The organism is Nocardia sp. NPDC055002, from assembly GCF_053608825.1.
The window spans coordinates 339,357-359,138 of sequence record NZ_JBSGWE010000002.1; the positions used below are offsets into that span (position 1 = coordinate 339,357).

Consider the following 19,782-nt stretch of genomic DNA (forward strand, 5'->3'; position numbering starts at 1 on the left):
ACTTTGCCGCCCGCCGTCGGCGTCACAGTGCTGTTTCGTTCGCGTGACCCGGCAGCCACTGGATCACCTGCTGAGGGTATCGGGTCGGAGCGGGCACGTCGATGCGCTACGGTGACGGCCGAAGGGAACGACGGGAAATGGGGAATCATGGCTGGCGCATCGGATTTGGATCTTGATCCGACACGAACACAGGAGCTCGCTACCACGCTCGGTAAGGCCGAGTCCGAGATGGTGGGAGTATTTACCGGCGAGACCGGTGATTCCGCAGTGATGTTGCCGGGAACGAAGGTTCCCGATGTGTCGACGGCGGCGATCGCGAAGGTCGCCGAGGCAGCGAAGACGTTGATCTCGGAATATGACGCCTTGTCCAAGGCGACATCGACCGCAGTATCCGAGTTCCAGAGCAAGGACACCCAGAACGCGGGATACATCGGTGCTCAGCAGGCGGCGCTGGCATGAGCACGGTCGGGACTACCGAGCAGGAGTCGGTCGCGGCGGCGGAAATCAGCACGCTCACTCTGGCGCACGTGCTGGCGTGGGAACCTGCGACATTGACCGCGCGGGGTGATGCGTGGTCATCGCAGGCGCAGAAGCTGACAGCGTTCGATGACACGCAGTACCGCGCGGTTGATGCCGGTCGTGATTTCTGGACAGGTAGTGCGGCGGACGCCATGCGGACCAAGCATGAGGAGATCCGTACCACGACGAGGACCTTCGCTACGGCGTTACAGGATGGCGCGGCTGCGGCGCATTCTGGCGCGAGCACGTTGGATGCTGCGAAAATTGCTGTGGTGAATGCCGTGAAGTCGGCGGAGTCCAGCGGCTACGAGGTCGGTGACGACGGCACGGTCGATATCTCGACGAGTACCCATCAAACGCTGTTGTCGCAGTTGCCAGACGCGTCATCGTATTCGGTCGCAGCGGGGTCGCTTCAGGTGGGCGCAGACGCGTCTACGACCGCAGTAAAAGCGGCATTGGAGAATGCGCGTACGGCGGCTGCGACCGTGCAGTCTGCGATCGAGAACGCGTTCGCCAACCTGCCGGAGGGGAATTCGGGCCTTTCATACGGTCTGCCGCAAAACACGGGGGGATACGGCAGCTATACGAAGGAATATCCTTTCACTGCGCCGGCCGGGTATTCTGCGGCCGAGATCCATGCTGAGATCGCAAAGAATTTCGATAAGTATTTCCCGTTCAGCGGCTGTGGTCCATCCGTCGAGACCGGTAAAGTATGTTCGCTGGACTCTCCGGTCGGTGGGCAGCCTGTTCTTATCGAATATGCGGGCCCCGATGGGATCGTTATCAAATCCTTGGATGGCCATGTCGAGGGTTCCGGGCGAACAATTACTTTTCAAGCGCTGCCAACGACCGGAAACCTATGGGAACTCAAGGTGGATGCCTGGGGCCCGGTTGGTGGCGCGTCGGTGATTCCAGGCGGTGCAGAGACGAGCGGGACTGTCTGGCAAAGGTTTGCCAACAACCTGACGAACGGACTTCCGCCTTCACCTGGCCCGATGACGGCCTGAAATGCAAATTATGAAAGCTGTTATCATGCTGCTGTGCGGCGCGGCCAGTGCGTGGCTGATTTCACTCGTGCTCCTCTACGTACTCTATCTATTCTCTGCTGTTGGCGTCGGCCATCGGACGATAAGCGGCTTGGTTGTCGTGTCATTGATCGGGTTGTCGATCTTCGGAATGAGTAGATTTCGTAAAGATAGTCGAATCGCATTCGGTGCGGGAGTCGTGGGATACGGAATAACGGTATTGTCGGCTGCGATTATTCTCGGGTGAATAGTGCGCCTTCGCGCAGATTTCAGTGGATATAGGGGCCGACGATTTGTACCCGAATTGGCTGGCTTCTGACATGCCGATGGGCCGGGCCCGCAGTATACGGCCCGGCCCATCGGCGCTTCTATTCGTCGTCGAGCAGCAGGCCTGTTGCCGCGGCCTCGTCGATCACCCAGGTGGTCGATTCGATGCCGACCGCGCCGGCCGACGGGATGTCGTCGGGGGAGGCGCCGTTGACGGCGGCGGCCACCGCGGCGGCCTTGCCTTCGCCGCTGACCACGAGCATCACGTGGCGGGAGCGGTGGATCGCGGGCAGGGTCATGGTGACCCGCGTAGGCGGGGGCTTCGGGCAATTGTGTACGGCGACAACATAATCCGTTGTCTCCTGGACCGCGGGTGAGTGCGGGAACAGGGAGTCGATGTGGCCTTCGGGCCCCATGCCGAGGACCGTGAGGTCGAACTCGCCGCGCTCGTCGAGTTCGGTGTGCACGACCTGGGCGTAGGCAGCCGCGGCTTCCTCCGGGGTGCTGTAGGGGCCGTCGGAGGGGCCGATCGGGAACACGTGGGCCGGGTTCAGCGCGACGAAGTCCAGCAGCGCCTCGCGGGCCTGGAGTTCGTTGCGGTCCTTGTCGCCCGCGGGGACGAAACGCTCGTCGCCCCAGTAGACGTAGAGGGCGGACCAGTCGATGTCGCCGGGGGACTGGCGCACGCGTTGGAGCAGGCGGATGCCGTCGCTGCCGCCGGTGAGCGAGACCGAGGCGTGGCCGCGTTCGGCCTGGGCGGAGACGATCACGTCGACGAAGCGTTCGGCGGCCGCGTCGGCGAGCAGCTCGGCGTCGTCGTGGATCTCGATCGTGTTGGCGGGGAATTCGGCACCGAGGTCGTCGTGCACGTCTATGTGGTCACTCATAGGTCACCTTCTCGATTCCGGCGAGCGCTTCGGCGTAGATCTCGTCGGCGTCGAGCCGGCGCAGTTCTTCGGCGAGGCAGTCGCGAGTTTCCCGGCGTGCCAGCGCGATCCGCTGGTCGGGTTCGCCGGTGCGGGTCAGCGTGGCCGTCCTTCCTAGTTGCGGGCGTTCGATGGCGATCGAATCGGTGGCGCGCTGGATTTCCACCTTCAGCTCCCCGGTCTTGCGGATCACCGGGCAGTGCAGGCGGGAGGCCAGCCAACCGGCCAGGGTGTCGAGTGCGGGTTCGGAGGCCAGGCCCGACACGGTCACCGAGGTGACCGGTTCGAACGGCGGCTCGTCCAGCGCCGCGGCCAGCAGCGCCCGCCAGTAGGTGATGCGGCTCCACGCCAGATCGGTATCACCGGTGGCGTAGGAGAAGCGGCGCTTCTTGATCGCGGCCTGCGGATCAGGGGCGTAGGTGGCGTCGGTGATGCGGCGCTTGGCCAGCTTGCCCACCGAGTCCATCGACGGGTACTCCGGCGCGCCACGCGGCCACCACGCCACCACGGGGGTGTCGGGCAGCAGGAACGGGGTGACGACGCTGCTTTCGTGGTTCACCAGCGCGCCCTGCAGGCGCAGCACGATCACCTCGGCCGCACCGGCGTCACCGCCGACGCGGATCTGCGCGTCGAGCCGGGTGTCGGCGTCGCGGTCACCGCGGGCCAGCACGATGACCCGGCAGGGATGTTCGCGGCTGGCGTCGTTGGCGGCGTCGATCGCGTCCTCGGCTTCGGAGGAGTCCAGCGTGCACACCACCAGGGTGAGCACCCGGCCCTGGGTGATCACGCCGTTGGTCTCGCGCAACTGGACCATCCGCTTACCGACATCGACGGTGTTGGTGTCGGGCATGTCGACGATCACGGACGCCGCCATTCCCGCCCGCTGCGCGCGAGCATCTCATCGGCCGAGCCGGGACCCCAGGTCCCGGCCTCGTAGGGTTCGGGTTTGCCGCCCGCGGCCCAGTGCGCGAGCACGGGATCGAGGATGCGCCAGGACAATTCGACCTCCGCGTTGACCGGGAACAGTGACGGCACGCCGAGCAGCACGTCGAGGATGAGCCGTTCGTAGGCTTCGGGGGAGGACTCGGTGAACGCCTCGCCGTAGCTGAAGTCCATGTTCACATCGCGCACTTCCATGCCCGAGCCGGGCACCTTGGAGCCGAAGCGCAAGGTGATGCCCTCGTCTGGCTGCACCCGGATGACCAGGGCGTTCTGACCGAGCTCCTCGGTCATGGTCTGGTCGAAGGGCAGGTGTGGCGCGCGCTTGAACACCACCGCGATCTCGGTCACCCTGCGGCCCAGGCGTTTTCCGGTGCGCAGATAGAACGGCACACCCGCCCAGCGCCGGTTCTCCACGTGCAGGGTGAGCGCGGCGTAGGTCTCGGTCCGTGACTGCGGATCGAAGCCCTCCTCCTGATGTAGGCCGACGACGTGTTCGCTGCCCTGCCAGCCTTCGGTGTACTGCCCGCGCGCGGTCGTCTCGTCCAGTGGCGCAACGAGTTTGGTGGCCGAGAGGGCCTTGATCTTCTCGGTGGTGAGCTGCATCGGCTCGAAGGAGGTCGGCTCCTCCATCGCGGTCAGCGCGAGCAACTGCAACAGGTGGTTCTGGATGACGTCACGCGCGGCGCCGATCCCGTCGTAATAGCCCGCGCGACCACCCAATCCAATGTCCTCGGCCATGGTGATCTGCACGCTGTCGACATAGTTGGCGTTCCAGATCGGCTCGAACAACTCGTTGGCGAAGCGCAGCGCCAGAATGTTCTGGACCGTTTCCTTGCCGAGGTAGTGGTCGATGCGGAAGACCTGCTCTTCGGGGAAGACCCGGTTGACCAGGGCATTGAGTTCCTTGGCGCTGGTCAGGTCGTGGCCGAACGGCTTCTCGATCACCACGCGCCGCCACGGGGTGTACCCGTCGGGGTCCGGCTTGGCCTGAGCCAGGTGGTGCTCGGAGAGCTGATCGAGGACCACGGGGAACATGTTCGGCGGAATCGACAGGTAGAAGGCGTAATTGCCGCCGGTGCCGCGGGTTTCGTCGAGATCGCGCAACGTGTCGGCGAGCGTCGCGAAGGCCGCGTCGTCGTCGAAACTGCCCTGCACGAAGCGCAGCCCCTCCGCCAGGTGGTCCCAGACCTCCTGGCGGAAAGGGGTGCGCGCGTGCTTCTTCACGGCCTCGAGTACCACCGAGGCGAAGTCTTCGTCGGCGTAGTTGCGCCGGGCGAAGCCGACCAGGGCGAAACCAGGGGGCAACAGCCCCTGGTTCGCCAGGTCATAGATGGCCGGCATCAGCTTCTTGCGGGACAGATCTCCGGTGACACCGAAGATCACCATGCTGCACGGGCCCGCGATGAAGGGGACCCGTTTGTCGCGTTCGTCGCGCAGCGGGTTGTGCCACAGCCCCGCCGCCTGATCCGTCGATGCTGTGCCGGCCATCGTGCTAGTTGCCCTCCGCCGCGATGTCGAGCTGGCCGGTGGTGGCCTCGATCAGTTCGCCCCACGCGCTCTCGAACTTCTCGACGCCCTCGCGCTCGAGCAGCGCGAACACATCGTCGAGATCGATACCCACCGCTGCCAGATCGGCGAAGACCTGAGCGCCCTCGGCGCCACGGCCGCTGAGCGTGTCGCCCAGCACCTCACCGTGATCGGCGAACGCCTGCAGCGTCTTCTCCGGCAGCGTGTTGACCGTGTTCGGGCCGACGAGTTCGGTGACGTAGAGGGTGTCGGGGTAATCCGGGTTCTTCACCCCGGTCGACGCCCACAGCGGCCGCTGCCGGTTGCCACCCTGTGCGGCCAGGTGGTTGTAGGTGGAGGTGTGCGCGCCGCCGTCGAACACGTCCTGGTACTCGGCGTACGCCAGACGCGCGTTGGCCACACCGGCCTTGCCACGCAGGGCGAGGGCCTCCGGGGTGCCGATCGCCTCGAGGCGCTTGTCGATCTCGGTGTCCACGCGGGAGACGAAGAACGACGCCACCGAGTGGATCTTGGCCAGGTCGTGGCCACCGATCTTGGCGTTGCGCAGACCGTCGAGGTAGGCGCCCATCACCGCGCGGTAGCGCGGCACCGAGAAGATCAGCGTCACGTTCACGCTGATGCCCTCGGTGATCACCGAGGTGATGGCGGGCAGACCGGCCTCGGTGGCCGGGATCTTGATGAACAGGTTCTTGCGGTCGACGATCTTCCACAGCTCGATCGCCTGGGCGACGGTCTTGTCGGCGTCGAAGGCGAACCGGGGATCGACCTCGATCGACACCCGCCCGTCCACGCCGCCGGTCGCCTCGAACACCGGCGCGAGCACGTCGCAGGCGGCGCGCACATCGTCGGTGGTCATCGTGCGGATCGCCGCGTCGGCGTCGGCGCCTTGGGCCGCAAGGTCTTTCAGCTGCGCGTCGTAGGCGTGGCCCACGCTCATCGCGGCCTGGAAGATGCTCGGGTTGGTGGTGACACCGACGACGCTGCGGGTCGCGACCAGGTCGGCGAGATTGCCGGACTGGATGCGTTCGCGCGAGAGATCGTCGAGCCACACCGAGACGCCCGCGGCCGAGAGCGCGGCGAGATTCTCGTTCTGTGCCATGGTCTTACCCCTTCACCTTGTCGGTGGAACGCAGTGCCGCGCGGACGACGGCATCGGGGGTGATACCGAATTCGCGGTACAGAGTCTTGTAGTCGGCCGACGCGCCGAAGTGGTCGATGCCGACGACCTCACCCGCGTCACCGACGAATCGGTGCCACGGCATCGCGATACCGGCCTCCACCGCGACCCTGGCCCGCACCGACGGGGGCAGCACCTCGTCGCGGTATCCCTGATCCTGCACGTCGAACCACTCCACACACGGCATCGAGACCACGCGGGTCGGGATGCCCTGCTCTTCCAGCGTAGTGCGCGCGGCGACCGCGAGGTGGACCTCGGAGCCGGTGCCGATGAGGATCACTTCCGGTGTGCCGGTGGACGCCTCGACCAGCACGTAGCCGCCCTTCTTGACACCCTCGTAGCTGGTGCCCTCCAGGGTCGGCACGTCCTGGCGGGTGAGTGCCAGCGCGGACGGGCCGTCCTGCTGCGGCGACTCGTACACCGGGAAGTGCGAGGTGTGCTCGTCGGAGTCACGCTCGAGCACGGTGCGCCAGGCGTGGACGGTCTCGTTGGCGTCCGCGGGGCGAACGACGTTGAGGCCGGGGATCGCGCGCAGCGCGGCCAGGTGCTCGACCGGCTGGTGGGTCGGGCCGTCCTCGCCGAGGCCGATGGAGTCGTGGGTCCACACGTAGATGGCGGGTACCCGCATCAGTGCGGCCAGGCGGACGGCCGGGCGCATGTAGTCGCTGAACACGAGGAAGGTGCCGCCGTAGGGGCGGGTCGGGCCGTGCAGCGCGATGCCGTTGAGGATCGAGCCCATCGCGTGCTCACGGATGCCGAAGTGCAGGGTGCGCCCGTACGGGTTGGCCTTCCACGCGCCGGTGGAGATCGACTCGGGGCCGAAGCTCGCCTGGCCGGGCATCGTGGTGTTGTTGGACTCGGCCAGGTCGGCCGAACCGCCCCACAGCTCGGGCAGCTCGTCGGCGACCGCGGCGAGGAACTTGCCCGACGCCTTGCGGGTGGCCATGCCCTTGGGGTCGACCTCGAAGCTCGGCAGCGCCTCGGTCCAGCCCTTGGGCAGCGAGCGGGTCTGCAGGCGATCGAACAGCGCCTTGTTCGACGGGTTGGCCTCGGCCCACTCGTCGAAGCTCTGCTGCCACTTCGCCTGTGCCTCGGCGCCGCGGGCCAGTGCCTTGCGGGTGTGCTCGATGACGGCCGGGTCGACGTCGAAGGACTTCTCCGGGTCGAAGCCCAGCGCCTTCTTCACCGCGGCGACTTCGTCGGGGCCGAGCGCGGCGCCGTGCGCGCCACCGGTGTTCATCTTGTTCGGGGCCGGGAAGCCGATGATGGTGCGCAGAATGATGATCGAGGGCTTGCTGGTCTCGGCCTTCGCCGCGGCCAGCGCCTTCTCGATGGCCACCACGTCTTCGCCGCCCTCGACGATCTGCACCTGCCAGCCGTAGGCCTCGTATCGCTTGGCCACGTCTTCGGTGAAGGCGATGTCGGTGTCGTCCTCGATGGAGATCTCGTTGTCGTCGTAGATCACCACGAGGTTGCCCAGCTGCTGGGTGCCCGCGATCGAGGAGGCCTCGGCGGTGACGCCCTCCTGCAGGTCGCCGTCGGAGGCGATGGTGTAGATGAAGTGGTCGAACGGGCTGGTGCCTTCGGGGGCGTCCGGATCGAACAGCCCGCGTTCACGCCGCGCGGCCATCGCCATGCCGACCGCCGAGGCCAGACCCTGACCCAGCGGGCCGGTGGTGATCTCGACGCCGTCGGTGTGGCGGAACTCGGGGTGGCCCGGGGTGAGCGAGCCCCACTGGCGCAGCTGCTCGAGGTCGGTCAGCTCCAGGCCGAAACCGGCCAGGTAGAGCTCGATGTAGAGGGTGAGGCTGGAATGCCCACAGGACAGCACGAACCGGTCGCGACCGACCCAGCGCGGCTCCGCCGGGTTCTGGCGCATGGTGCGCTGGAACAGGGTGTAGGCGAGCGGCGCGAGGCTCATCGCGGTACCGGGGTGCCCGTTGCCCGCCTTCTGCACGGCGTCGGCAGCGAGTACCCGGGCGGTGTCGACGGCCTTGGTGTCGAGGTCCGTCCAGTCGCTGGGATAGTTCCGCTGAGTGAGGGCGCGAATGTCGTCTGTGACTGGCACGACCGTAGTTCTCCTGACCTAGGTTTCGTCGACGGCGATAGCTTGGCAGCGGCGATGATGTTCGACAGCGGGTCGCACGCGGCCGGGATGCGTACCGATGTACAGGAATACCCTAGTGGTGCTGCTACAGCGGTTGGCGCGAACCCTGGCGTTGAGTCTAGTTCGGATCGCCGTGAGTCGGCGGTGTGCGGTGTAGACCATCGCCGCCGCACGGGCGGAGCCCGTCGCGATGCCGTTCACCTGCGCGTCGATGCGGGTTCACCGCCGCGTGGGCCCGGGATGCGGGCTCGTGGGGCGTAGTGACCGCGCCCACGGTGGCGGGGGTCTGGCGCGGAGCGGCAGGTGAGTGGGTCTACCATCCTCTGTAGTAGTGGCCGCGCCGCAGCCGCGCGCTGCTCGTTCCATTACCGGATGCGAAGCGAAGCACAGCGTGCGAGGAGAAACAGTGCGGATCGGTCACGAGCCGGGTAGTAGCGGTGCGCACGGAACTTCGTCGACGGCGCTGGCCGACCGACTCCAGGGCGACAGCCTGGCCGCGCGGATAGTGCGCAAGCCCCTTGCCTACATCGCGCTCACCAAACCACGCGTCATCGAGTTACTGCTCGTTGCCACCATTCCGACGATGTTGCTGGCCGACCGCGGCACGGTGGACATCCGGCTGATCCTGGTCACCCTGTTCGGTGGCTGGATGGGCGCGGCCAGCGCCAACACTCTCAACTGTGTGGCCGACGCCGATATCGACAAGGTGATGAAGCGGACCGCGCGCCGCCCGCTGGCCCGCGAGGCGGTGCCCACCTCGCACGCGTTCGTCTTCGGTGTCGTGCTCGGCGCGATCTCCTTCGCCTGGCTGTGGTGGCAGGCCAACCTGCTCAGCGGGTTGCTGGTCGTCGCGACGATCCTGTTCTACGTTTTCGTCTACACCAAGGGCCTCAAGCGCCGGACCTCGCAGAACGTGGTGTGGGGCGGCGCGGCCGGCTGCATGCCCGCGCTGGTGGGCTGGTCCGCGGTGACCGGCACTATCGGCTGGCCCGCGGTGGTGCTGTTCGCGGTGATCTTCTTCTGGACACCGCCGCACACCTGGGCGCTGGCCATGCGCTACAAGGAGGACTACCGCGCGGCCGGCGTGCCGATGCTGCCGGTGGTCGCGACCGAGCAGGTGGTGACCAAGCAGATCGTCATCTACACCTGGTTGACGGTGCTCGCGACGATGGCGTTGGTGCCCGCGACCGGTGTCATCTACGCGGCGGTCGCCCTGGTGGCCGGTGCCTGGTTCCTGCTGATGGCGCATCAGCTCTACGCCGGGGTGCGCCGTGGCGAGTCGGTGAAGCCGCTGAAGCTGTTCCTGCAGTCGAACAACTACCTCGCGGTGGTGTTCTGTGGTCTGGCCGTCGACTCGGTGCTCGGGTGGGACACGATCGGCAGCCTCGTCGGGCTGTAAGACTTCTGGAACAGTGGCCGGGCAGCGATGCCCGGCCACTGTCATGTCCGGACCTGGTCCGGTCGCGGCCTCGCCGGATCAGGGGAGTGGCCGATCTGGAAGCTCACCAGCGACGTGCGAGGTGGCCGTCGGGTCGGATCAGGATGTCGGTGCCCGCCGTCGCCGAAAAGGCAGTGAAGGCGTGTCCGTCGGTGTCGACAAGTGTCACAGACGCCGGTCGGGTGGATGACTCGGACGGGGTGTCGACGCGGCGAATCTCGACCGTGAGAACGCCGGATCCGTCGATCGGTGTCGCTGGGGACACGGATGTGGAGTTCGCGCCTGCCGCGAAGGCCGGGAGCTCGATGTCGAGTGAGTCGTTGGTCGGGGCGAAGCGGAGCAGGGTCGCGTGGGGTCCCCGGAAGACGTCGAACAGGCGGATCGGGCGGCCGGTTTCGTCGTGCAGTGTGGCGTCCGGCGCGCGGTCGCCCGCGACGAGGGGGCCGTCGTCGGCGGGGGAGCGATAGGTGATGGCGAGCTGGCGGGTTTCGGGGCCGCGGTGCATCGCGTCCTCGTCGCCGTCGACGAGTTTGTCGAGGAGCTCAGTGCTCAGGCCGAGGATGCGGGCCGCGACCGTGCGGCGTTCGGGTTCGTAGGTGTGGAGCGGGGCCGGGTCGCCACCGAGGGCAGCGGCCAGTTTCCAGCCCAGGTTGTAGGCATCCTGAACGCCGGTGTTCAGGCCTTGGCCGCCGGTGGGCGGATGGACGTGGGCGGCATCGCCCGCGAGGAACACCCGGCCGTCGCGGAAGCGTTCGGCGAGTCGAATATTGGGGCGCCACACCGTGATCCAGGACAGGTCGCTCAGCACCAAGGCTGTCTCGGGGCCGTGGCGGTCGGCCAGATCCTGCAGGGTGGCCAGGTCGGGGAAGCGGTCGTCGGTCAGCGGGGCGGCGAACTGGAAGCGCCGCGCGCCCGGTAGCGGGGACAGGGCGAAACCGGTCATCGGCTGGTCGGCCGCGGCGGCGAACCAGTAGCCGTACTCGTGGTCGAGAGAGTCGGCGCGGACATCGCCGAGCAGCATCTTGATCGACTCGTCGGTGCTGCCCTCGAACGCGATCCCGAGGCGCTTGCGCACCGTGCTCGCGCCACCGTCGGCACCGACCAGATAGCTCGCGCGCACCGTCTCCGATGTGCTGCCACGTTGCAGTGTCGCGGTGACGCCGGCGTCGTCCTGGGTGAAATCGACCAGCGCCGTGGCGAATTCGACCGTCACCCCGAGCTCGGCGAGCCGCGCCCGCAGGATCGCCTCGGTGTCGGACTGGCCGAGCACCCAGGTATTCGGATACGGCACATCCGCGGTCGGCTCGACCGGGTCGGCCATGCGGCGCTCGCCGACGAAGGTCCCCGCGAAATAGGCGCGCATCACCGGGACCTCGCGCCCGGCGGCCAGTACCGCGTCGATGACGCCGAGGTCGTCGAACACCTCCAGGGTGCGCGGTTGGATGCCGTCGCCGCGCGACCCCTGAAACGGCGAATCGGCCCGGTCGACGAGCCGGACGTGCACGCCGCGCCGTGCGAGATCGAGGGCGAGGGTGAGACCGGTCGGGCCCGCACCCGCGATGAGTACCTGCTCTGACATGGCAATGCCTCCTGCGACAAGAACTGAACTGATATTCAGTGAATATGAATTCAGTTTCAGTGTTGGTACCGTGCTTGTCAAGGAGGTGATGTCCGGTGGTGGGCAGCAGGCGCGAGAAATCCGCGGAGACCGAGCAGGCGCTCAAGGACGCCGCCCGGCAGGTTTTCGCCGAACACGGCTACCTGAACGCGAAGATCACCGACATCACCACCGCCGCGGGCCGCGCGGCCGGATCGTTCTACAACCACTTCGCGAGCAAAGAGGAACTGCTGCAAGCGCTTCTGCGTGATATGGCGGTGGCAAGCGACGAGCGAGCGGCCGACCCGGAGCACAACGGTGACTTCACCGACCCGGCCGCAGTCCGCTACCACGTCCGCGGCTACTGGACCTTCGCCCGCGAACACGCCTCGGTCCTGCGCGCGATGGGCCAGGCGGCGCAGGTCAGCCCGGATTTCGCCCGGATCATCGCGGGCTTCGGCGCCGAACAGCGCACCGACATCGCCGACCACGTGGCGGACTTCCCGGAACGGGGGCTACGCCTGCCGGGAACGGTCGACGCCAGCTTGGCGATGATGTTCGCCGCGGTCGACGGGATGTTGCGGATGGTCGAAGACGGCTCGGTGACCCTCACCGACGAGGAGGCGATCGAGTCGATCACCCGTTTCGTCTACCGCGGTCTGACCGGCCGCGACTACTAGCCGCGTGCCGGGTTCCGAACTCCGGTGGCCGGGTTCGGTGTGAGTGCTCGGCGAGCTAGCGTCAACCAGCGCGACTGCTCCACCTCGGACATGGCGTCGGTCGGCGCGGTGGACAGCAGGAGGACCACGTCGTCCGCGGTGACGTCCGGGTAGAGCGAATTGTTGCGGTGCGCGGTGGCGACCAGCTGCTCGACGGCGGCACGCCCGCGCGCCTGGATCTCGCGGAGTGAGTCCTCGGCGACCCCGGCGACGGCGAACCGGAGCAGGCGTTCCTGCCGCATATCGATCATCACGTGGCGCAGTAGTGCGATCACCTCGTCGATGGCCGAGCTGGTCCCGTCCTCGGCTCTGGCGAGCGCCGAGTTCAGCGACCGGTCGATGCCCTCGGCCAGGTCGGCCACGATGCTCTCGATCAGATCCTGCTTGGTCGGGAAGTGCCGATACAGCGTGCCGGTCGCGACACCCGCTGCCGTGGCGATCTCGTCCATGCCGATGCCCGGCCCTTCGCGGATGACGAGTTCGCGTGCGGCGGCGGCGATCGCCTCGCGATTGCGCCGCGCGTCCGCGCGCAGGGGTCGGTCGGTCATCTCGGTGCCATCCTTCTCGAGTGCCTTGCCAATAACATGAACGACTGGTTCACTTTAATGTGAATGCATCGTTCATGTTAGGAGCTGTCATGAAGTGGTCCGAAGCCGACATCCCCGACCTGGCCGGGCGAATCGCGGTCGTCACCGGTGCCAATACCGGACTCGGCTTCGAAACCGCACGAACCCTGGCCGCGCGAGGCGCGACCGTGGCGCTCGCCTGTCGCGATTCCGGTAAGGCGGCCGACGCTGCCGAGCGCATCGCGAGACAGGCACCCGGAGCGAAGGTCGACACGGTCGCTCTCGACCTGGCGTCTCTCACGTCGGTCCGTGCCGCGTCCGAGACGGTGCGCAGCCGCTACGACCGCGTCGATCTGCTGATCAACAATGCCGGTGTCACCGGGCTGTCCGGCACGACCGAGGACGGATTCGAGAGCCAGTTCGGGATCAACCATCTCGGTCACTTCGCGCTCACCGGACTGCTGCTGGATCACCTCGTCGCAGCCGAGGCCGGGCGGGTGGTGACCGTCAGCAGCATCGGCCACCGCTTCGGGCGAATCGATCTCGACGACCCTGCGAGATCCGCTGGAAATGCTTATGCCGTATCGAAATTGGCGAATCTGCTGTTCACCTATGAGCTCGATCGCCGGCTCGCGGGAACGTCGGCCTGCGCACTGGCCGCTCATCCCGGCGGCGCGAGCACCGAGGTGTTCCGGTACTCCCCGGCGGTCTTCCGTCTGCCGAATCTCGCCGTCGCCCGCCTGTTCGGGCGCACCCCCGCCATGGGGGCGCTCCCGACTCTGCGTGCCGCGACAGATCCGGCCGCGCAGGGGAGTGAATACTACGGACCCTCAGGACTTTTCGAGATCGGCGGCTATCCGGAGCGGGTGCGCTCCAGCTCTCGCTCGATGGACCGCGAGAGCGCGCGCCGACTCTGGGAAGCTTCCGAGGAACTGACCGGTGTCCCCTTCCTGGGGTGAGTGGACAGCCGGGCTACGGCAGCAGCACGATCGAGCCGGTGGTCTTTCGCGCCGCGAGATCGCGCTGGGCCTGGGCCGCGTCGGCCAGCGGATAGGTGGCGCCGATGCGCAGGTTCAGGGTGCCCGCGGCGATCCAGTCGAAGACATCGGTGGCACGCCACAGGAATTCGGTGCGATCGCGGGTGTAGGCGCCCAGGGACGGGCGGGTCAGCCAGAGGGAACCGGCGGGGTTGAGTCGTTGCGGGTCGAAGGGCGGGACCGCGCCGCTGGCCGCGCCGAACAGGGCGAGGGTGCCGCGGATTCGGAGGGCGGCGAGGCTCGCTTCGAAAGTGCTGGCGCCGACACCGTCGTAGACCGCGGCCACGCCGATGCCGTCGGTGAGGTCACGGACGCGGGCGGCCAGGTCGTCGCCGTAGCGCAGGACGTCGGTGGCGCCCGCTTCGCGGGACAGTTTCTCCTTGGCGTCGGTGGAGACCGTGGTGATGACTCGGGCGCCCCTCGCGACGGCCATCTGAGTGAGCAGCAGGCCCACGCCGCCCGCGCCCGCGTGGACGAGAACCGGGTCGCCGGGTTCGGGAGAGAACACCGATTCGGTGAGGTAATGGGCGGTCATGCCCTGCAGGAGGGCGGCGGCCGCCACGGCCGGCTCGACGTCGTCGGGCACCTTCACCGCCACGGCCTCGTCGACGGCGACCAGGTCCGCGTAGCTGCCGGGCGCCGACGCCCAGGCGACGCGGTCGCCGACGGCGAACTCGGTGACATCCGAACCGATCGCCACCACGATGCCCGTGCCCTCGGATCCGGGGACGTAGGGCGTCGCCTGCGGATACTGGCCCGTGCGGAAGTAGATGTCGATGTAGTTGACGCCCACACCCTGGGTCTCGACCAGCAGCTGACCGGGCCCGGCCTGCGGGTCTGCCAGCTCGACGTACTGCAGGACCTCGGGACCGCCGTGCTCGGAAACCTGAATCGCGCGCATGAGTCCTCTTTCTACACCCCGTGTTCCAGGCCACTCGAGGCTGGACTGGAAACTACCTGCCGGTAAACTCCGGTTCATGAGTACAACCGCCGCCCCCGAGGCCGTGAAGGTGCCGGCCGAGGTCGAGAAGTCCATCGTGAAGTTCCTCGCCCAGCACGGTGGTTCGGGAACGGCCGTGCCGCAGTACATCGGCAAGCAGGGCGTGCGGATCACCCTGGTCGGTGCCGACGGCATCCTCGGCGACCGGGTGGTCGGCGACATGGCGACCGCGAAGGCGCTCGTGGAGCGCGTCGACGGCCTCGCCGAGACCGACGAGTGGAGCCGCGAGCTGGGCTCGATCGTGACCCCCGCCCCGACGCACTGGGCCAAGATGGCCGGCTGGGTCGCCCATCAGACCAAGTTCCCGAAGGCGCGCAACTGGAAGTTGTTCGCGGGCGCCTGATCTCCGCGGCGCAGAATACGGACGAACAGCCCGCGATCGGGTATACCGATCGCGGGCTGTTTCGTTGTGACGGGTCAGTGCACGGAAGCCTGGGGCACCGCGGGAACGTCGACCTTCTCGCGTGTCCGCAGCGACGCCCACAGTGCGGCGGTCGCGGCGGTGCACGCCGCTGCCCCGCCGACGTGGATCGCGACGAGCGCGGCGGGCACATCGGTGAAGTACTGCACGACACCGACCAGCCCCTGCGCGAGCACGAGCGCGAGCAGGACGAACAGCCGCTTGCGGATGGCGGGGGTGATGCCGACGGCGAAGAGCCCGAAGGCGAGCCCGACGAGCAGTGCGAGATATCCGATCATCAACTGCGAATGCAGGTGCACCAGGGTGACGATCTCGACTTGCAGTCGCTCGACCTGCCGCTCGATGCTCTTGTCACCGGCATGCGGGCCGGCCGCGGTGACCAGCGTGCCCGCGATCAGCACACCCGCGAGGGCCACGCCCGACAGTGCGGTGAGCCAGCGCAGGGGAGCGGGCACCTGGACGGTCTCGATGCCGTCGTCGGGTTCGCAGATCTTCGCGTACAGCACCACGGCCAGCCAGACCATCACCATCGAGACGAGAAGGTGCACGGCGACGGTCCACCACAGCAAGCCGGTGCGCACGGTGATACCGCCGATGATCGCCTGCACGACCGTGCCGCCGGGCATCAGCCAGGCATAGGTCAGGACTTCCCTGCGCCGCCGTGCCCGGATGACGGCCAGCACGATCAGCCCGGCGCACAGCGTCACCGCGAAGGTGAGCAGCCGGTTGCCGAACTCCACGGTCTGGTGCAGGACGGGCACTTCCGACACCCCGATGGGGGTGAAGCTGCCGGGGAAGCACTGCGGCCAGGTCGGGCAGCCGAGGCCGGAGGCGGTGACGCGCACGATCGCGCCGGTCACCGAGATTCCCGCCTGGCTCAGGATCACCGCGATGGCGATGAGCCGCTGCACCCGCAGCGAGGGGAGCGGCAGCCGGTCGACGAGGCCAACGAAGGCGCGATACAGCACGTCAGGAATGGTACCGGCCAGGATTTCGGCGCTGATACCAGGGCTACTACAGCGCGTCGTTGGTTACGTCAGTGGAACCGGAACAGCCGGGTCGCCAGCCATCCGCACACCACGCCCCACGCCGCGAGCACCGCCACGCCGAACCAGTCGATCGACCCCGTCAGCGCCGTGTCCAGCGCGAAAGCCAGCGCCCCGGACGGGATGAGCCGGGCGACCACGGTCAGGGCGGTGGGCAGGGTATCGCCGACGAGTACCAGGCTGGCGATGCCGAGCATGATGAACCACAGGATATTGGCCAGCGCCAGCACGACCTCGGCCTTGAGCGTCCCGCCCAGCAGCAATCCCATCGCCGCGAAGGTGGCCGTGCCGAGGGCGATCACCAGCGCGCCGAGGGCGAGTCCGCCGATCCCGGGGCGCCAGCCGAGCGCGACACCGATCGCGCCGAGCAGCATCGCCTGCAGCACCACCACGATGAGGACGGCGGCGCACTTGCCCGCGATCACGCCCCAGCGGGGCAGCGGTGTCGCGCCGAGTCGTTTGAGGGCGCCGTAGCGGCGGTCGAAGCCGACCGCGATGGCCTGGCCGGTGAACGCGGTCGACATCACCGCGGTCATCATCACCATCGGCACGATCCGGTCGACCCGGTGCTCGCCCAGGTCGCCGAACGGCAGCAGGGTGAGCCCGACGAGCAGGGTGATCGGGATGAACATGGTGAGCAGCAGCTGTTCGCCGTTGCGCAACAGCAGTTTCAGCTCGAGCCCGGTCTGCGCGGTGAGCATCGTCGCGCGCGAGGCGGGCCGCGGATCGGGGGTGAAGGTGCCGGGCAGGAAACGGCTGGTGGTCTCGCTCATCCGCGCAGGTCCCGTCCGGTCAGTTCGAGGAAGACGTCTTCGAGGCGGCGCTGGTCGATGCGGATGTCGGTGGCCAGCACGTCCATCCTGGCGCACCAGGCGGTGACGGTGGCCAGCACCTGCGGGTTGATCTCGCCCTCGACGAGGTAGGTGCCCGGTGTCGTCTCGCGCGGCGAAAAGCCCTCCGGGAGAGCCGAGGTGAGCAGGTTCAGATCGAGTTTGGGTGGGGCGCAGAATCTCAGCTGGCCCGCCGCGCCGTGGGCGGTGACCTCGGCGGGCGTGCCCTGGGCGACGATCTGCCCGTGATCGATGATGACCAGCTGGTCGGCGAGCTGCTCGGCCTCGTCCATCATGTGCGTGGTGAGCACGACGCTCACGCCGTCGCGGCGCAGGGCGTCGATGAGTTCCCAGACGATCAGCCGGGCCTGCGCGTCCAGGCCGGCGGTGGGTTCGTCGAGGAACACGATCTCGGGCTTGCCGACCAGCGCGCACGCGAGCGCCAGGCGCTGCTGCTGACCACCCGACAGGCGACGATAGGGAGTGCGGCGATTGTCCTGTAGGCCCAGCGTCGACAGCAGCCAGTCGGGATCGATCGGATCGGCGGAGTAGGACGCGACCAGGTCGAGCATCTCGCCCGCGCGGGCGCCGGGGTAGGCGCCGCCACCCTGGAGCATCACGCCGATGCGCGGACGCAACTGCTCGGAATCGGTGATCGGGTCGAGACCGAGGACGCGGACCGTGCCCGCGTCCGGGCGCACGAAGCCCTCGCACATCTCGACGGTGGTGGTCTTGCCCGCGCCGTTGGGGCCGAGCAGAGCGAACACCTGGGCGGGCTCCACGTCGAACCGGAGACCGTCTACCGCTGTGGTCTCGCCATAGCGCTTGACCACACCGTCGACGCTAACGGCGGGTCCAAGGCGTGTTGTCACGATGTCACACGGTAAGCCGTGCCCTCCTGTGACGGAGCCGACACCCCCGGCTGCGCCCGCCAGGGCAGCGTGTGCCGGGTGAGCGCGAAGAACAACGCGAAGCACACGACGGCCGCGAGCGCGGCGCCGATGATCTGGAAGACCTGGAATTCCGCACCGCGCGGCATCACGAGCATGGAGACCACCGCCGAGAAGGCGACGGCGGGCACGCGGAACACCGGCTGGGTGGCCCAGGCCGCCAGCGGCACGATCGCCCAGAGCAGGTACCAGGGCTGGACCACCGGAAACAGCAGCACGATGGCCGCGAGCGAGACGCCGAGCGCGCCGACGGGATGGAGCCGGCCCATACCGGTAGCGACGAGCATGCGGACTGTCACGTAGCCCGCGACCACCGCGGCGATGGGCCGGGTGATCGACAGCAGCGCGGTGGTGTGGTCGCCCAGCCCGAGCAGCACACCGCCGAAACCGGTGACGATCCCGATGATGGTCGGCAGCGACATCCAGCTCCGGACGGCATTGGCGACGCTGAGGGTATTGACCCAGCCGAAGCCGAGCCCACTGGCGAAACCGATGAGAAGCGTTGTCGCCACGGCGATGACGCCCAGCAGAGCCGCGGCCTTGACGACGGCGGTGAGCGTGCCGCCCCAGCGTCTGGCCAGCGCCATGCCGACGAAGCCGAGCGCGATGATGGAGGTGAGCTTGATCGACGACGACAGCGTGATCACCACCGCGCCGCCTATCAGCAACCCGTAGGCGCGGCTGTCGAAGGGTGGCAGATTCATGGCCGTCAGCCGGTCGGGTCTGCCTCCTTCGCCGTAGATCGCGCGCAGCATGAGCTCCACCCCGGCCAGCATCAGCCCGAGCATCAGCGCGTCGTTGTGCACGCCGCCGACCAGGTGGAACAGCACCAGCGGATTGGCCGCACCGAGCCACAACGCACTCACCGGCGCCACCCCGCAGCGCACCGACAACCGCGGCAGCGCCCACACGATCAGCGCCACTCCGGCCAGCGCCAGCAACCGGTGCACCCAGACCCCGGCGATGATGTTGTCCCCGGTGAGCTCCGCGATACCGCGACCGATCCAGAGGAACAGCGGCCCGTACGGCGCGGGCGTATCGCGCCAGATCGTCGGCACATTGTTGGTGAGCACATTGTCGATTCCGAGTCCGGCGACGGGACCCTCGGAATAGGGGTCGATGCCGCGGGCGGCGATCTCGCTCTGTGCCAGATAGGAATAGACGTCGTTGCTGAACATCGGCGGCGCCACGGACAGCGGAATGATCCACAGCAGCAGCGTGCGGTCCAGTTGCGAGCGGCTCAGCCGGTGCAGTGGCGAACCCGCGAGCCCGCCGATCGCGAAGCGTCCGAGCAGCAACCACGCACCGATCACCAGCGCGGTGCCGAACATGCACATCGCGAGGGATCCGGTGTGCGCTCGCGCGAAGATGCCGAGCACCCGCACGCCCGAGACCGGATTCTGGTGCACGGGTTGGGCGCCGATGCCCAGCGCCGCGATCGCCATCAATACTGCGCCGGTCGCGCCCATCAGCCGGATCCGGTCCAGTTGCGCGCGTTCGCTCTTGTCGAGCCCGGGGACCTCGGTCTCGTCGCGATGCAGCACCGCGACGGTGTGATCGGGCGCCGACACGTCGAGCCCGAGAGCTCGCCGCCCGAACGCCAGTGTCTTGCGCGCCGCGCCCTCCAGTACCGCCACGAAGTCAGAGCCTAGTGTGCGTGGACGCGACAGGGTTCGTCAGTCGTTCGC

General features: G+C 67.8%; 18 protein-coding genes. 6 read left to right on the forward strand and 12 right to left on the reverse strand.

Annotated elements, in window-relative coordinates:
• The first annotated feature begins 111 nt into the window (after window positions 1-111).
• Window positions 112-459 (forward strand): hypothetical protein, encoded by a 348-nt coding sequence (locus ACWF99_RS08795; protein WP_452535541.1) that lies wholly within the window; start codon window positions 112-114, stop codon window positions 457-459.
• A complete protein-coding gene (locus tag ACWF99_RS08800) occupies window positions 456-1,526 on the forward strand; it encodes a hypothetical protein (RefSeq protein ID WP_378627084.1) in 1,071 nt (356 codons plus the stop codon). The genes ACWF99_RS08795 and ACWF99_RS08800 overlap by 4 nt, the downstream gene beginning before the upstream one ends.
• Before the next feature lie 386 nt (window positions 1,527-1,912).
• On the opposite strand, the gene pgl is transcribed toward ACWF99_RS08800, so the two are convergent.
• Genes pgl through tkt form a run of 5 tightly spaced genes read right to left on the reverse strand, consistent with a single transcriptional unit; the run spans window position 1,913 to window position 8,451 of the window.
• On the reverse strand, window positions 1,913-2,698 hold the full coding sequence (gene pgl, locus ACWF99_RS08805; RefSeq protein WP_378627087.1) for a 6-phosphogluconolactonase: 786 nt from the start codon (window positions 2,696-2,698) through the stop codon (window positions 1,913-1,915).
• Entirely contained in the window at window positions 2,691-3,599 is a 909-nt protein-coding gene (gene opcA / locus ACWF99_RS08810; RefSeq protein ID WP_452535959.1) for a glucose-6-phosphate dehydrogenase assembly protein OpcA, read from the reverse strand. The genes pgl and opcA overlap by 8 nt, the downstream gene beginning before the upstream one ends.
• Entirely contained in the window at window positions 3,596-5,167 is a 1,572-nt protein-coding gene (gene zwf / locus ACWF99_RS08815; RefSeq protein ID WP_378627088.1) for a glucose-6-phosphate dehydrogenase, read from the reverse strand. The genes opcA and zwf overlap by 4 nt, the downstream gene beginning before the upstream one ends.
• Before the next feature lie 4 nt (window positions 5,168-5,171).
• Window positions 5,172-6,305: a transaldolase gene (tal, locus tag ACWF99_RS08820; RefSeq protein ID WP_378627090.1), complete on the reverse strand. Its 1,134-nt coding sequence runs from the start codon at window positions 6,303-6,305 to the stop codon at window positions 5,172-5,174.
• 4 nt (window positions 6,306-6,309) lie between these two features.
• Window positions 6,310-8,451, reverse strand: a complete 2,142-nt coding sequence (gene tkt / locus ACWF99_RS08825) for a transketolase (RefSeq protein ID WP_378656026.1) — start codon at window positions 8,449-8,451, stop codon at window positions 6,310-6,312.
• A 502-nt stretch (window positions 8,452-8,953) separates the two neighbouring features.
• Here tkt and ACWF99_RS08830 point away from each other — a divergent pair.
• Entirely contained in the window at window positions 8,954-9,889 is a 936-nt protein-coding gene (locus ACWF99_RS08830) for a heme o synthase (RefSeq protein WP_378628319.1), read from the forward strand.
• Between the two features lie 103 nt (window positions 9,890-9,992).
• Here ACWF99_RS08830 and ACWF99_RS08835 read toward each other — a convergent pair whose 3' ends face one another.
• The gene (locus tag ACWF99_RS08835) at window positions 9,993-11,507 is read right to left on the reverse strand and encodes an FAD-dependent monooxygenase (RefSeq protein WP_452535542.1); all 1,515 of its coding nucleotides are present in this window, start codon (window positions 11,505-11,507) and stop codon (window positions 9,993-9,995) included.
• A gap of 95 nt (window positions 11,508-11,602) precedes the next feature.
• On the opposite strand from ACWF99_RS08835, the gene ACWF99_RS08840 reads away from it, so the two are divergent.
• On the forward strand, window positions 11,603-12,205 hold the full coding sequence (locus ACWF99_RS08840; protein ID WP_378656032.1) for a TetR/AcrR family transcriptional regulator: 603 nt from the start codon (window positions 11,603-11,605) through the stop codon (window positions 12,203-12,205).
• On the opposite strand, the gene ACWF99_RS08845 is transcribed toward ACWF99_RS08840, so the two are convergent.
• The gene (locus tag ACWF99_RS08845; RefSeq protein ID WP_378656035.1) at window positions 12,202-12,792 is read right to left on the reverse strand and encodes a TetR/AcrR family transcriptional regulator; all 591 of its coding nucleotides are present in this window, start codon (window positions 12,790-12,792) and stop codon (window positions 12,202-12,204) included. The genes ACWF99_RS08840 and ACWF99_RS08845 overlap by 4 nt on opposite strands.
• Before the next feature lie 89 nt (window positions 12,793-12,881).
• Between ACWF99_RS08845 and ACWF99_RS08850 the strand changes: the two genes are divergently transcribed.
• Complete coding sequence (locus tag ACWF99_RS08850; RefSeq protein ID WP_452535543.1) at window positions 12,882-13,769, forward strand: oxidoreductase; 888 nt, start codon at window positions 12,882-12,884, stop codon at window positions 13,767-13,769.
• A 13-nt stretch (window positions 13,770-13,782) separates the two neighbouring features.
• Here ACWF99_RS08850 and ACWF99_RS08855 read toward each other — a convergent pair whose 3' ends face one another.
• The gene (locus tag ACWF99_RS08855; protein ID WP_378627098.1) at window positions 13,783-14,748 is read right to left on the reverse strand and encodes a quinone oxidoreductase family protein; all 966 of its coding nucleotides are present in this window, start codon (window positions 14,746-14,748) and stop codon (window positions 13,783-13,785) included.
• Window positions 14,749-14,824: 76 nt separating this feature from the next.
• Between ACWF99_RS08855 and ACWF99_RS08860 the strand changes: the two genes are divergently transcribed.
• A complete protein-coding gene (locus ACWF99_RS08860; RefSeq protein ID WP_452535544.1) occupies window positions 14,825-15,190 on the forward strand; it encodes a hypothetical protein in 366 nt (121 codons plus the stop codon).
• Window positions 15,191-15,264: 74 nt separating this feature from the next.
• Here the strand turns inward: ACWF99_RS08860 and ACWF99_RS08865 are convergent, their stop codons facing one another.
• The 4 genes from ACWF99_RS08865 to mptB all read right to left on the reverse strand — a co-directional run bounded on the left by ACWF99_RS08865 (window position 15,265) and on the right by mptB (window position 19,731).
• Window positions 15,265-16,236, reverse strand: coding sequence for a COX15/CtaA family protein (locus ACWF99_RS08865; RefSeq protein WP_378656042.1), 972 nt, complete (start codon window positions 16,234-16,236; stop codon window positions 15,265-15,267).
• 68 nt (window positions 16,237-16,304) lie between these two features.
• Window positions 16,305-17,087, reverse strand: a complete 783-nt coding sequence (locus ACWF99_RS08870) for an ABC transporter permease (protein WP_378627102.1) — start codon at window positions 17,085-17,087, stop codon at window positions 16,305-16,307.
• Window positions 17,084-18,016, reverse strand: a complete 933-nt coding sequence (locus tag ACWF99_RS08875) for an ABC transporter ATP-binding protein (protein WP_452535545.1) — start codon at window positions 18,014-18,016, stop codon at window positions 17,084-17,086. Before ACWF99_RS08875 ends, ACWF99_RS08870 begins: the two co-directional genes overlap by 4 nt.
• The gene (gene mptB, locus ACWF99_RS08880) at window positions 18,013-19,731 is read right to left on the reverse strand and encodes a polyprenol phosphomannose-dependent alpha 1,6 mannosyltransferase MptB (RefSeq protein WP_452535546.1); all 1,719 of its coding nucleotides are present in this window, start codon (window positions 19,729-19,731) and stop codon (window positions 18,013-18,015) included. Before mptB ends, ACWF99_RS08875 begins: the two co-directional genes overlap by 4 nt.
• Between the last annotated feature and the right edge of the window lie 51 nt (window positions 19,732-19,782).

Coding starts and splice junctions, on each gene's coding strand:
- ACWF99_RS08800 (WP_378627084.1), top strand. CDS start 456: ATGAGCACGGTCGGGACTACCGAGCAGGAGTCGGTCGCGGCGGCGGAA.
- pgl (WP_378627087.1), bottom strand. CDS start 2,698: ATGAGTGACCACATAGACGTGCACGACGACCTCGGTGCCGAATTCCCC.
- zwf (WP_378627088.1), bottom strand. CDS start 5,167: ATGGCCGGCACAGCATCGACGGATCAGGCGGCGGGGCTGTGGCACAAC.
- tal (WP_378627090.1), bottom strand. CDS start 6,305: ATGGCACAGAACGAGAATCTCGCCGCGCTCTCGGCCGCGGGCGTCTCG.
- ACWF99_RS08835 (WP_452535542.1), bottom strand. CDS start 11,507: ATGTCAGAGCAGGTACTCATCGCGGGTGCGGGCCCGACCGGTCTCACC.
- ACWF99_RS08845 (WP_378656035.1), bottom strand. CDS start 12,792: ATGACCGACCGACCCCTGCGCGCGGACGCGCGGCGCAATCGCGAGGCG.
- ACWF99_RS08850 (WP_452535543.1), top strand. CDS start 12,882: ATGAAGTGGTCCGAAGCCGACATCCCCGACCTGGCCGGGCGAATCGCG.
- ACWF99_RS08855 (WP_378627098.1), bottom strand. CDS start 14,748: ATGCGCGCGATTCAGGTTTCCGAGCACGGCGGTCCCGAGGTCCTGCAG.
- ACWF99_RS08860 (WP_452535544.1), top strand. CDS start 14,825: ATGAGTACAACCGCCGCCCCCGAGGCCGTGAAGGTGCCGGCCGAGGTC.
- ACWF99_RS08870 (WP_378627102.1), bottom strand. CDS start 17,087: ATGAGCGAGACCACCAGCCGTTTCCTGCCCGGCACCTTCACCCCCGAT.